The following is a 12,133-nucleotide window of genomic DNA, read 5'->3' as shown; positions in this document are numbered from 1 at the left end:
CCATCACACAGTATTTATCGAGCAACGACAGCGTCACGTTCAGTTCACTTCAGGCATTGCGCGCCGGCTTTGGCCACTTGGGCATCCTGTTCGGCTTTGACACCGGACACCCCGACCGCGCCGATCACCTGGCCGTCGACGATAATCGGCACACCGCCCTCAAGAGACGTCAGCAATGGCGCGGACAAAAAGGCGTGGCGCCCACCATTGACCATTTCTTCATAGCCTTTGGATTCGCGCCGACCCAGGGCCGAAGTGCGGGCCTTTTCGGTGGCGATGTAGGCGCCAATCGGGGCGCAACCGTCAAGGCGTTCGAGGGCCAGAGGGTGGCCGCCATCATCGACAATCACGATGGTCACGGCCCATTGGTTGTTCTGCGCTTCGGTGCGTGCCGCCGCGAGGATTTGGCTGACTTCGGTCTGGCTCAGTACGGCTTTGCTTTTCATCGGGATTCTCCAGTGCTCGGTTGGGGCAAGGCGGCTTCGACCAATTCGATCCAGTGTCTGACAGGGGTTCGGCCCGCACCGTCGAGGTGGGACTGACAGCCGATATTGGCCGTGACAATGACTTCGGGATGTCCGCTTTCCAGCGCATTGAGCTTGTTGTCGCGCAATTGCCGGGACAGTTCGGGTTGGGTCAGCGAATAAGTGCCCGCCGAGCCGCAGCACAGGTGACTGTCGGCAACAGGCGTGAGGTTGAAGCCCAGACTGGTCAGAATCGCTTCCACCGCGCCGCCCAGTTTCTGCGCGTGCTGCAAGGTGCAGGGGCAATGGAACGCCAGGCGCTGGGCGCTGTGGATACCGAGCTTTTCCAGCGGCTCGTCACGCAGCACTTCGACCAGATCCTTGGCCAGCGCACTGACCTTTTTCGCCTTCTCGGCATAGGCCGGGTCGGTGCTGAGCAGGTGACCATAATCTTTGATGAAGGCGCCGCAACCGCTGGCGGTTTGCACGATGGCTTCGGCACCGTTTTCAATGCTTGGCCACCACGCATCGATATTGCGGCGGGCGCGATCCAGGCCGGCCGCCTGAGCGTCGAGGTGATAATCCACGGCGCCGCAGCACCCGGCTTCGCGGGTCGGTGTGACGCTGATCCCCAGTCGATCCAGTACTCGTGCAGCGGCTGCGTTGGTATTGGGTGACAGACTCGGTTGCACGCAGCCTTCAAGCATCAGCACCTGCCGGGCGTGGCGAGTGACCGGGCGCGGCTTGGCCGGATAGATGCGGCGAGGCAACTTTATCTGCAAGGTGTTGGGCAACAACGCCCGGAACACCTGACCGCTGCTGACCAGCCCTTTGAACAGCGCCGGATTGGGCACGACGCTGCGCAATCCCTCGCGCAACAAGCGCTGACCGAGCGGGCGCGGCACCGCCGCATCGACCACCGCCCGGCCGATGTCCAGCAAGTTGTGGTAGTCGACGCCGGAAGGGCAGGTGGTTTCGCAGTTACGACACGACAGGCAGCGATCCAGGTGCTGTTGGGTCTTTTGCGTGACTTCGTTGCCCTCCAGAACCTGCTTGATCAAGTAGATGCGGCCCCGCGGTCCGTCCAGTTCATCACCCAGCAATTGATAGGTCGGGCAGGTGGCATTGCAGAAACCGCAGTGCACGCAGGTGCGCAGGATACTTTCGGCTTCTTCGGCGCGGGGCAGTTGGCGGGCTTGCTCGCTCAAGGTGGTCTGCATGGGTCAAAGCTCCGCGTACAGGCGCCCGGGGTTGAAGATGCCCCGGGGATCGAGTTGTTGCTTCAAGTTCCGGTGGTAGCGCATCAATGCGGCAGGCAACGGTTGGAACGGGCTGTCGATCAAACCATGGGTATAGCAGGTCACATGCCCGCCGACTTCTTCGACGATCGAGCGAATGAACGTTGCCTGCGCGTCAGATTTGAGCCAGCGCTGCGCACCGCCCCAATCGAGCAACTGACGGCCAGGCAAGGAAAGCCGAGGCGTGTTGTGAGGGACGGACAGGCGCCAAAGTGCCTGGTCCTCATCGAAGAAACTCATTCGATGTTCGTTGAGATCATCCCAATATGAAGCGTCCAGCAACTCGCCGCCGAGTCGGTCATGAGCCGCCGCTACCGAGCCTTCGCCACCCTCAAGCCTCAGGTGCAGGCGCTGCCCATCGTGGCACGCAGCGCTGATCGGCAGCGGCTGTTGCCCCCATTCGGCGAGGCGCAGCAAGGCGCGATCGCTGTCCATTTCCAGGCTGATGCTTAACGCTTGACGCGGCTTGGGCAGGACCTTGAGCGAGACTTCGGTGATCACGCCCAGCGAGCCATAACTGCCGGCCATCAAACGCGACAGATCGTACCCGGCGACGTTTTTCATGACTTCGCCACCGAAGCGTAAATGCTTGCCATGTCCGGTGATGACCCGTGTCCCGAGGACGAAGTCCCTGACGGACCCGGACCAGGGACGCCGTGGTCCCGACAGCCCGCTGGCGATCATGCCGCCGACCGTCGCGCCGTCGCCAAAGGAGGGTGGTTCGCAGGGCAACATCTGCTGCGCCGTGTCCAGCACTTCAGCCAGTTCTGCCAACGGGGTGCCGCAGCGAACGGTGATCACCAGTTCGGTCGGGTCGTAGCTGACGATGCCTCGGTGGCTGCGCGTGTCGAGCACTTCGCCCGCCACGATGCGTCCAAGAAACGCCTTGCTGTTGGAGCCCTGAATGCGCAACGGCGTAGCGTTTTGCAGCGCCTGGTTGACCTGTTCCAGCAGCGAGGCGCTGTCGTCGATATCGTGTTCGCTGCGCATCAGAAACGCTCCAGTTCAGGGAAGGGCAACTGACCCATGTGAACGTGCATGGCGCCGAACTCGGCGCAGCGGTGCAGCGTCGGAATGTTCTTGCCGGGGTTGAGCAGGCCGCTCGGATCGAAGGCGGCTTTGACGGCATGGAACACGGTCAGCTCATCGCTATTGAACTGCGCACACATCTGATTGATTTTCTCCCGGCCCACGCCGTGTTCACCGGTAATGCTGCCACCGACCTTCACGCACAATTCGAGGATCTTGCCGCCCAGCGCTTCGGCGCGATCGAGTTCGCCCGGTTGGTTGGCATCGAACAGAATCAGCGGGTGCATATTGCCGTCACCAGCGTGAAAAACGTTGGCCACCCGCAGGCCGTACTCGGCCGACAACGCGGCAATCGCCTGCAGCACACCGGGCAACTCGCGGCGCGGGATCGTCCCGTCCATGCAGTAATAATCCGGTGAGAGACGGCCCACCGCCGGAAAGGCATTCTTGCGTCCGGCCCAGAAGCGCACGCGCTCGGCTTCATCGCGGGCCTGGCGCACTTCGGTGGCGCCGGCCTGTTCCAGCACCTGGCGCACGCGATCACAGTCATCATGAACGTCGGCTTCAACACCATCGAGCTCGCACAGCAAAATGGCTTCGGCGTCGACCGGATAACCGGCGTGGATAAAGTCCTCGGCTGCGCGAATGGCCAGGTTGTCCATCATTTCCAGGCCACCGGGGATGATGCCGGCGGCGATAATGTCACCCACCGCGCGGCCAGCCTTCTCGACGGAATCGAACGCCGCCAGCAGCACTTTGGCGGTCTGGGGTTTGGGCAGCAGTTTGACCGTGACCTCGGTGATGACACCGAGCATGCCTTCGGAACCGGTGAACAATGCCAGCAGATCGAAACCCGGAGAGTCGAGCGCCTGGGAACCCAGGGTCAGGTGTTCGCCATCGACGGTGAGGATGTCGACCTTGAGCAGATTGTGCACGGTCAGCCCGTACTTCAGGCAATGCACGCCACCGGCGTTTTCCGCCACATTGCCGCCGATTGAACAGGCGATCTGCGAGGAAGGGTCCGGCGCGTAGTACAAGCCAAACGGCGCGGCTGCCTGGGAAATCGCCAGGTTGCGCACCCCCGGCTGAACCCGAGCCGTGCGGGCGGCGGGGTCGATGTGCAGGATGTTGTTGAAGCGCGCCATCACCAGCAGTACGCCTTTTTCCAGCGGCAATGCACCGCCGGACAAACCGGTGCCGGCACCGCGGGCGACCACCGAGACCTGCCGCTCATGACAGAGTCGAAGCACGCCTTGCACCTCGTCGATGTGGCGCGGCAGCACCACCAGCATCGGTGTGGTGCGGTAAGCAGACAGTCCGTCGCATTCGTACGGTTTGAGCTCTTCCTGCTGATGCAGGACTTCCAGATCCGGCCACTGCGTGTGCAGGGCTTGCAACAAGGCGGCTCTGTCGACATCAGGCAAGACACCGTCGACGCGTTCATCGTAAAGAATGTTCATAGTCGGTTGACGACCCTCAGTTGTTTTTATAGGAGGTCTGTGTCCGTTTACCACTGACTTGCATCATTGGCCTGAGGCGTTCTACTGTCTATGTGTTGTTTGGCTGGTCGAACCAGTTTTTTATTCAATGGTTTTTTATTGGTGCAAAAAAATGGTTTTAAAACATAGGCTTATGTTTGTGTTTGAATCTTTGTGGTTTTGGTAGCGAGGCTGGTCATACCAGTTGGAGAGTCGATGGAAAAGGCAGAAACGAGCCGTAATCCACAAGTCGCAGATGTGGTCTGTGAACGCATTGAACGGCTGATCGTGGACGGGGTACTCAAGACCGGGCAACTGTTGCCGTCGGAGCGTCGTCTGACCGAAAAACTCGGCGTTTCCCGCACGGCACTTCGCGAGGGCCTGAAGCTGTTGCGCGCACGCGGGATTATCAAGACAGAGCAGGGCAAAGGCTCATTTGTCGCCGACCTTTCGGGTCACGGTGCCGCGTCGCCGCTGATGCACTTGTTCAGCTCACAACCCCGCACGCTCTACGATTTGTTCGAGGTCCGCAGCCTGCTCGAAGGCGAGTCCGCACGTTTGGCTGCGTTGCGCGGAACCGACGCCGACTTCGTCCTCATCACCCGCAGCTACGAGGCGTTGCTTAATGCCCATAGTCGTTCGCTGGAGGCGTCCGAACACGCTCGGCTCGATCATGCCTTTCACCTGGCGATTTGCGAGGCCTCGCACAACCCGGTGCTGGTGCAGACCTTGCGCTCGCTGACGGACTTGCTGCTGAGCACGGTGTTTGCCTCGGTCAACAACCTCTACCACCGCGAGCCACAAAAGCGTCAGATCGACCGCCAACATGCGCGGCTCTACAACGCTGTCACCGGCCGTATGCCGGAACAGGCACGCAAGGCGGCCATCGCTCACATCCAGAGCATCTGCGAGAACCTCAAGGAAATCGAAAGCGAGGAACAACGGTTGGTTCGGGCCACGCTGCGACTTGAGGGGTGGGCGTGAAACCTGCTGCTTGAATCCGCGAGAAACATGTGGCGAGCGAGCTTGCTCGCGCTGGGCTGCGTAGCGGCCCCAAAAATCGAAAAGACGGCCGATTTTTGTGAGTGCTACGCACTCAAGCGGGAGCAAGCTCCCTCGCCACAAAAGTCAGACTTCAGAGTCGCGCTTGCGTCAGTCAATGCCCGCCGACCACCATATGACTGAACGGCGCCACATACGCCTGCAACGTCACCAATCCACCGACCAGAATGGCCAGGATGATCGAGTGGAAGAACACGTAACGCAGGATTTCCCCTTCATGCCCGTACCAGCGCGTGGCGGTAGAGGCCACCACAATCGACTGCGCGTCGACCATCTTGCCCATGACCCCGCCGGAACTGTTGGCGGCAGCCATCAACACCGGGCTGAGGCCCAACTGCTCGGCGGTCACCCGTTGCAAGCCGCCGAACAGCACGTTCGACGCCGTATCCGAACCGGTCAATGCCACGCCGAGCCAGCCGAGCAGGGTGCCGAACATGGGGTAGAAAATGCCCGTCGCGGCGAAGGCCAGGCCCATGGTGGCGTCCAGGCCCGAATAACGGGTGAGGAAACCGAGGGCGAGCATGGCGGTAATGGTGATCAGTGAGTAGCGCACCACCCACAGCGTTCGCAGGTACTGGTGGATCAGCTGAGGAATGGAATAACCCATCAGCAACCCGCCGAGGATTGCCGACAGCAGGATGCCGCTACCGGTGCTGGTGAACCAGGTGAACTTGTAGATCGCGTCCTCGGTTTTAGGCGCGGGCACCACCGGCGGGACCTTCTCGATCTGCTGGTGAATCGTGGTGAACGTCACGACCGGGGCGAAGATCGGGTTCGCTTCGCGCATCGGTTTGCCTTGAGGGTCGAGCTTGGCCGAGTGGGTGGCCGGATCAATCGCCGGGCGGGTATCGAACATGTTTTTGAACCCCTGGGTGCCCCAGGCGAACACGAACACCGTGAGGATGATCCACGGCATCCACGCGCGCATCACCGCAGGCTTGGCATCGCTGGCAAAGGTCGCGCTGGCGACGGGTTTTTCGTCATGCTCTTCGGCAATTTTGGAGTTGTCGACACGCCCGGACAGCGCAGCGGAGGTGTGCACAGTGGCCGGTTTCCAGACCCTGAGGAAACCGGTCAGGCAGGCCATGGAAATCAGTGCGGCGATCACGTCCACCAGCATCGGCCCGTGGTAGTTGGACACCAGGAACTGCGGCACGGCGAAAGTGACCCCGGCCACCAGAATCGCCGGCCAGATTTCCAGCATCTTGCGCCAGCCGGCGAAGGCCCAGATCAACCAGAACGGCACGATCACCGAGAAGAACGGCAATTGCCGGCCAACCATCATCGACAGCTCCATTTCATCCAGCCCGGTCACCTTGGCCAGGGTGATGATCGGCGTGCCCAGCGCCCCGAACGCCACGGGCGCGGTGTTGGCGATCAACGCCAGCCCGGACGCGGCCAGTGGCGAGAAGCCCAACCCGATCAGAATCGCCCCGGTCACCGCCACCGGCGTACCGAAGCCTGCGGCCCCTTCGAAGAAAGCACCGAAGCAGAAAGCAATCAGCAGCAGTTGCAGGCGTCGATCGTCGGTGATGCGCGCCAGGGAATCCTGCAGCACTTTGAACGAGCCGTTCTCGGTGGTCAGCCGATGCAGGAAGATGATGTTGAGCACAATCCAGCCAATGGGCAGCAAGCCATTGGCAGCGCCGTACAGTGCGGCCGAGCCGGCCATGTTCGCCGGCATGCCGAAGGCGAAGATCGCGATCACCAGCGCAGACGCCAGCGCCATCAATGCGGCCAGATGCGCCTTGACATGGAAAAACGCCAGGGCTGCCAGCATCACCACGACCGGCACTGCTGCCATGATGGTTGAAAGTATCGGGTTACCGAACGGATCGTAGATTTGCTGCCAGACCATGTTCCACCTCTGCTTTTTATTGTTGGGAGTGCAGACCCCGTGGGGGCGGTGGCTTCTAGTATAGGTGGCATTACGCCGCTGTCCTGGCAGGCGTTTTAGTGGGCCGCACTGAGCTAACATGGCCAATGGGTAAATGCGCGACTCGGACCTCAACGACGGGAGAAATGCAGCCATGACTGAACGCCATATGCACCACAAGGAAACGCTGTCGAACGGATGCAAGATCGAGGTCAAAGCCGAGATATTGAAGGACGGCTCACTGGGGATGTTCATCGGTGTTTACCGGCCGGATGGCACGGCCATTTTTGAGGACCACGATCCAAAGCCGCATCTGCTGGACATGGAGGCTGCCTTTGACTGGGGGATCGAAAAGGCCAAGACTCTCGGCAACAGTCAGAAAACGCTGTAACTCATGAAGAAGGCGACAACCACCATGAAGAAACAGCAGGTCGGTGCAAGGGAAGAAGAGGGGGGAGTTTCGGCCTCTCAGTTGATAGACGCGAAAATCAAGGAGCTGGGAGATTGGCGGGGCGAGACGCTCGCTCGGGTCCGAATGCTCATCCGGCAGGCGGACCCCGACGTGGTCGAGGAATGGAAGTGGCGGGGCGTTCCAGTGTGGTCGCACGGCGGAATCATCTGCACCGGCGAGACCTACAAGCAGGTTGTGAAGCTGACGTTTGCCAAGGGCGCCTCGCTGGAAGCCCCATCAGGCCTCTTCAACGCCAGCCTCGAAGGCAACACCCGACGTGCCATTGATTTGCATGAGGGCGACACGCTTGATGAGAACGCCTTGAAGGCGCTGATTCTCGCCGCCGTGACGCTCAACACAAGCGGGCGTGCGAAACCCTGACGCGGCCTCGCCGAAGCGCTACGGTTGGGGCAACTGCCATGGCGCACCTTGCGCAAACGCTGCCTCGATCCACTGCTTGAACGCCGTCGTCGTTGCCGTGTTGTACTTGGCTGACGGGCGCACCAGATAGACACCCGCGTCTGCATCCAGCTGCCAGTCGGGAAGCACTCTGACGAGATGACCGCTATCGATGTCCCTCGTCATGAGCCACTCACCGCCGGCAAGAATGCCCAGCCCCATGCGGGCGGCGGACAGCAGCGCCTCATTGTCGTTACTGACCATGGCGCTGCGTACCCTGATGCTCTGCTGATCGCCATCACGTGTCAGCTTCCATTCCGGGTACGAATGCAGTCCGGTGAAGCCCAGGCAATTGTGCTCCGCGAGGTCTGCCGGTGTCTTCGGTTCGCCCCGGCGTTGCAGGTAGGCGGGTGCAGCACAGAGGATTCGGCGGTGATCGCACAACTTCCTGGCGACCAGGCGATTGTCTGACAGCTCACCGATTCGGATTGCGGCATCGAAACCCTCCGCGACAATGTCGACGAATCGTTCCGAGTATTCGACCTCTAGCGACACCTCGGGGTAAGCCAGGGCGAATTCCGACACCATCGCGCTGAGCCATAAACGCCCCATCGCGGCTGGCAGGGCGAGTCGCAACCGTCCCCTGACCTGTGCCGCGCCCTGAGCCGCCTCTTGCTCCGCTTGCGAAATCAAACTGACGGCATGACCAAGCTGCGAGACCAGACGCTGTCCCTCGTCGGTAAAACGCAGTTGCCTTGTCGTTCGTTCGACCAGACGAATTCCGAGACGAAGTTCCAACGCGCTGAGCCGTTTGGACAGCACCGACGGGTGCCGTTGCAGCCTCCTTCCGGCGGCGGCAAAAGAGCCGTGTTCGGAGAGCGCCAAGAGTGTGGCGAGTTCATCTGCCTGTCGGCTATCGAACAGATCCATGCAACGGCAAACCTCGCAAATTCAAGGAAACAAGGGCTCGGGACACAGGCTTCGTCCCGGCGTCTACTCAGGGCGTAAGGACCATTGCACCTTGCGACAGTCCACTTTCCATATCGGCGTGCGCCCGTGCTACGTCAGCCAATGGGTAACGACGCCAGATTCGAGGTTGAATGATACCGGCGGCGACCGCTTGCAACACCTCTTGTGCGCGCTGCTGATACTCGTGCGTGGTGGCGGTATGCGCGGCGAGAGACGGTCGGGTCAGGAACAGAGAGCCTTTGGCGTTGAGGGTGCTGACCTCGACAGCCGGCGGGATTCCCGAGGCCATGCCGAAAGACACCATCACGCCACGCGGGCGAAGGCTGTCGAGGGATGCTTCGAAAGACACCCGCCCGATGGGGTCATACACGACGTCAACCTTTTGCCCGTGGGTGACCTCTGCTACCTCGGCGGCCAGCGTCGCTGCGTCGAACACCAGCACTTCATCACAACCGGCAGCCTTGGCCCGCTCGATGCTGTCCTGTTTCGACACCACGCCTATCACGAAGGCGCCAAGGTGTTTGGCCCAAGGCACCATGATTTGCCCCAACGCACCCGCAGCGCCATACACCAGCATTCTGGTGCCTGGGCCAACGGGGTAGGTTGTCTTGAGCAGGTAGTGGGCGGTGATGCCTTTGAAGAGCAGGGCTGCCGCTTCGTCGAAACCGAGTTCATCGGGAATCTTCACGAGCCGATTGGCCGGGTAGAGGCGACCGCTTGCATAGGCACCCATCGGGCCAGTGGCGTACGCGACCCGGTCCCCCACGGCGACTTCGGTGACGCCTGGCCCGATCGCCGTCACCTGGCCGGCGCCTTCGAGGCCGAGTCCGGAGGGCAGGGGAATACGGGCAGCTCCGGAGCGCTGACTTAAGTCCAGAGGGTTGAGCCCGATGGCCGTTTGCTCCAGCCAGACTTCTCCGGCAGCCGGTGTTTGCGCAGTGGTTTTTTCGAACCGCAAAACCTGAGGTCCGCCAGTGTCCTGAATTGTAACGGTGCTTACCATGTGGAACTCCCGATGCGTTGGTGGTGCTGAGAGTCTAAGGAGTTGCCAGTGAAGCACTAGTAAGGGTAATTGCAGTTCATTGCTGTAACAGGTGCAGCAATTGGCGCCGAGTGGATACGGTCTGGTTTCGGCCAGTCATCGTGCTGAATGGCGTTGTCGTACGACTTTGCTTGGTGTCAAAACGCCCAGATCTTGCGATCAACACCCTAAAAGTAAAAACCTGACGGGTCCACAACCAGCGGCATCTGTACGAAGTTGCGCTTTTAACAGGCAGCCTTTGTCGAGACGAACGGCCATTTTTCAGATTGACAGCCCGGTATTGATCTCGATATAAAAGACAAGGTTGTACGACGACAGACGATTATCGGCTGTTAAACACTAAAAATAAAAACGAGTGTCGGCCCCATCATGAATTCAACCCGCCTGCGCATCTCCCAGAATGCCGCTTCTTATGGTTCGACCTCGACTGCTTGCCCATCCCCACGGTCAGGCTTGTCCCATACAACTGTCCCACCCAACGCCCGATAGCTCTTGCCAAATGTCCCACTCCAGCCGCTGAGCATGGAGTGCCCATTGTCGAGCCCGCAATACAGTGGCGTGGATTCATCGCGTTTTGACGATGCTCTACGACACAATTGATCTCGCTTGAAACCGAGAGATCATCACCATAATCCAACAATAAAGTGATGCCATGAATCTGAACGAGCCCATCAATCCGCAACGAATCGGCCAGGCCGTCGGCAAGTACCGCTGGACGATTTGCGCGCTGTTGTTTTTTGCCACCACCGTCAATTACCTGGACCGCCAGGTACTGAGTCTGCTGGCGCCGGATCTGTCGACGCAATTTGGCTGGAGTAACACCGATTACGCGAACATCGCTTCTGTCTTTCAGTTTGTGTACGCGATTTCCATGCTGTTCGCCGGCCGCTTCGTTGACAAGATCGGCACCAAGACCGCCTATGTGGTAGCGATCGGCATCTGGTCCACCGGCGCGATCATGCACGCCTTTGCGGAGCCGATGGGCGAGGGGATCGCCGGCATCAGCAGCGCCTTGGGCTTTGCCGCCATCCCGGTTTCGATTGCAGGTTTCATGCTGGCGCGCGCCGTGCTAGCGATTGGCGAAGCGGGTAACTTCCCGATCGCGATCAAGGCCACTGCCGAATACTTCCCGAAGAAGGAACGCTCCTTTGCCACCGGTATCTTCAACTCCGGCGCCAATGTGGGCGCGGTCCTGGCACCGATCTGCGTGCCGCTGATTGCCGGTATTTGGGGCTGGGAAGCGGCGTTCATCGTGATCGGTGCGTTGGGCTTCGTTTGGGTGGCGGTGTGGATTGCACTGTACGAAAAACCGGAGCAGCAAAAACGCCTGTCGGTGCAAGAGCTGGCCTATATCCGCAGCGATCAGGGCGCGCAAGCACTCACCGGGACAGACTCGGGTGCCGCCGCTAAAAAAGTATCGTGGTTCAAGCTGCTGACCTACCGCCAGACCTGGGCCTTTGCCTTCGGCAAATTCATGACCGACGGCGTCTGGTGGTTCTTCCTGTTCTGGCTTCCAACCTACCTGTCGGCGCAATACGGCATGAAGGGCCAGGCCATCGTGTTGCCGCTGGCCGTGCTGTACAGCATGACCATGGTGGGCAGCATCGGCGGCGGCTGGTTCCCGAGCTACTTCATGTCACGCGGTGACGCGCCGTATGACGGCCGTATGAAAGCCATGCTGGTGATCGCTTTCTTCCCGCTGCTGGTGTTGCTGGCGCAGCCATTCGGTTACATCAGTTTCTGGGTGCCGGTGCTGCTGATCGGCGTGGGCGCATCGGCGCATCAGGCGTGGTCGTGCAACATCTTCACCACCGTGTCTGACATGTTCCCGCAAAAATCCATCGCGTCGGTGGTGGGCATTGGCGGTTTGGCCGGCGGCCTGGGCGGCGTCGTGATGACCAAGACTGGCGGGTGGGTGATCGACCATTACAAACTGATCGGCGATATCCACACCGGCTACATGATCATGTTTGCCATCTGTGCGCTGGCCTATCTGGTGGCGTGGAGCGTGATGAAGACGCTGGTACCACGCCATAAGGAAATCACTGACCTGTAAACGGCGATG

The 12,133-nt window shown here is 60.4% G+C and carries 11 protein-coding genes; 4 read left to right on the top strand and 7 right to left on the bottom strand.

Annotated elements, in window-relative coordinates:
• Positions 1 to 44: 44 nt before the first annotated feature.
• From QF010_RS31815 to glcD, 4 genes are read right to left on the bottom strand one after another with little or no spacing between them, the layout of a single operon-like run.
• The gene (locus QF010_RS31815) at positions 45 to 446 is read right to left on the bottom strand and encodes a heme-binding protein (RefSeq protein ID WP_033056518.1); all 402 of its coding nucleotides are present in this window, start codon (positions 444 to 446) and stop codon (positions 45 to 47) included.
• Positions 443 to 1,684: a glycolate oxidase subunit GlcF gene (gene glcF / locus QF010_RS31810; RefSeq protein ID WP_033056517.1), complete on the bottom strand. Its 1,242-nt coding sequence runs from the start codon at positions 1,682 to 1,684 to the stop codon at positions 443 to 445. Before glcF ends, QF010_RS31815 begins: the two co-directional genes overlap by 4 nt.
• A gap of 3 nt (positions 1,685 to 1,687) precedes the next feature.
• On the bottom strand, positions 1,688 to 2,752 hold the full coding sequence (gene glcE, locus QF010_RS31805) for a glycolate oxidase subunit GlcE (protein WP_429534638.1): 1,065 nt from the start codon (positions 2,750 to 2,752) through the stop codon (positions 1,688 to 1,690).
• Positions 2,752 to 4,251 (bottom strand): glycolate oxidase subunit GlcD, encoded by a 1,500-nt coding sequence (glcD, locus tag QF010_RS31800; RefSeq protein WP_429534637.1) that lies wholly within the window; start codon positions 4,249 to 4,251, stop codon positions 2,752 to 2,754. The genes glcE and glcD overlap by 1 nt, the downstream gene beginning before the upstream one ends.
• Before the next feature lie 234 nt (positions 4,252 to 4,485).
• On the opposite strand from glcD, the gene glcC reads away from it, so the two are divergent.
• Positions 4,486 to 5,253 (top strand): transcriptional regulator GlcC, encoded by a 768-nt coding sequence (glcC, locus tag QF010_RS31795; RefSeq protein WP_429510255.1) that lies wholly within the window; start codon positions 4,486 to 4,488, stop codon positions 5,251 to 5,253.
• Between the two features lie 172 nt (positions 5,254 to 5,425).
• Here glcC and QF010_RS31790 read toward each other — a convergent pair whose 3' ends face one another.
• A complete protein-coding gene (locus QF010_RS31790) occupies positions 5,426 to 7,189 on the bottom strand; it encodes an L-lactate permease (RefSeq protein ID WP_429534636.1) in 1,764 nt (587 codons plus the stop codon).
• A gap of 172 nt (positions 7,190 to 7,361) precedes the next feature.
• On the opposite strand from QF010_RS31790, the gene QF010_RS31785 reads away from it, so the two are divergent.
• Together QF010_RS31785 and QF010_RS31780 are read left to right on the top strand one after the other, a co-directional pair.
• The gene (locus QF010_RS31785) at positions 7,362 to 7,598 is read left to right on the top strand and encodes a hypothetical protein (protein WP_008151753.1); all 237 of its coding nucleotides are present in this window, start codon (positions 7,362 to 7,364) and stop codon (positions 7,596 to 7,598) included.
• 24 nt (positions 7,599 to 7,622) lie between these two features.
• Entirely contained in the window at positions 7,623 to 8,039 is a 417-nt protein-coding gene (locus tag QF010_RS31780) for a DUF1801 domain-containing protein (RefSeq protein WP_429534635.1), read from the top strand.
• A gap of 18 nt (positions 8,040 to 8,057) precedes the next feature.
• Here QF010_RS31780 and QF010_RS31775 read toward each other — a convergent pair whose 3' ends face one another.
• On the bottom strand, positions 8,058 to 8,987 hold the full coding sequence (locus tag QF010_RS31775; RefSeq protein ID WP_429534634.1) for a LysR family transcriptional regulator: 930 nt from the start codon (positions 8,985 to 8,987) through the stop codon (positions 8,058 to 8,060).
• 67 nt (positions 8,988 to 9,054) lie between these two features.
• The gene (locus tag QF010_RS31770; RefSeq protein WP_429534633.1) at positions 9,055 to 10,029 is read right to left on the bottom strand and encodes a quinone oxidoreductase family protein; all 975 of its coding nucleotides are present in this window, start codon (positions 10,027 to 10,029) and stop codon (positions 9,055 to 9,057) included.
• 691 nt (positions 10,030 to 10,720) lie between these two features.
• Here QF010_RS31770 and QF010_RS31765 point away from each other — a divergent pair.
• The gene (locus QF010_RS31765) at positions 10,721 to 12,124 is read left to right on the top strand and encodes an MFS transporter (protein WP_429534632.1); all 1,404 of its coding nucleotides are present in this window, start codon (positions 10,721 to 10,723) and stop codon (positions 12,122 to 12,124) included.
• Positions 12,125 to 12,133 lie beyond the last annotated feature (9 nt).

This window comes from Pseudomonas silensiensis (genome assembly GCF_050434865.1).
Classification (GTDB): Bacteria; Pseudomonadota; Gammaproteobacteria; order Pseudomonadales; family Pseudomonadaceae; genus Aquipseudomonas; species Aquipseudomonas fluorescens_W.
Note: the sequence above shows the minus strand (reverse complement) of the source record. Positions and strands in the feature narration are given on the sequence as shown.

Bases quoted from the DNA above. Each gene is read 5' to 3' on its own strand.
- glcE (WP_429534638.1), bottom strand. From the start codon at position 2,752: ATGCGCAGCGAACACGATATCGACGACAGCGCCTCGCTGCTGGAACAG.
- QF010_RS31790 (WP_429534636.1), bottom strand. From the start codon at position 7,189: ATGGTCTGGCAGCAAATCTACGATCCGTTCGGTAACCCGATACTTTCA.
- QF010_RS31770 (WP_429534633.1), bottom strand. From the start codon at position 10,029: ATGGTAAGCACCGTTACAATTCAGGACACTGGCGGACCTCAGGTTTTG.
- glcD (WP_429534637.1), bottom strand. From the start codon at position 4,251: ATGAACATTCTTTACGATGAACGCGTCGACGGTGTCTTGCCTGATGTC.
- QF010_RS31815 (WP_033056518.1), bottom strand. From the start codon at position 446: ATGAAAAGCAAAGCCGTACTGAGCCAGACCGAAGTCAGCCAAATCCTC.
- QF010_RS31765 (WP_429534632.1), top strand. From the start codon at position 10,721: ATGAATCTGAACGAGCCCATCAATCCGCAACGAATCGGCCAGGCCGTC.
- QF010_RS31780 (WP_429534635.1), top strand. From the start codon at position 7,623: ATGAAGAAACAGCAGGTCGGTGCAAGGGAAGAAGAGGGGGGAGTTTCG.
- glcC (WP_429510255.1), top strand. From the start codon at position 4,486: ATGGAAAAGGCAGAAACGAGCCGTAATCCACAAGTCGCAGATGTGGTC.
- QF010_RS31775 (WP_429534634.1), bottom strand. From the start codon at position 8,987: ATGGATCTGTTCGATAGCCGACAGGCAGATGAACTCGCCACACTCTTG.
- QF010_RS31785 (WP_008151753.1), top strand. From the start codon at position 7,362: ATGACTGAACGCCATATGCACCACAAGGAAACGCTGTCGAACGGATGC.
- glcF (WP_033056517.1), bottom strand. From the start codon at position 1,684: ATGCAGACCACCTTGAGCGAGCAAGCCCGCCAACTGCCCCGCGCCGAA.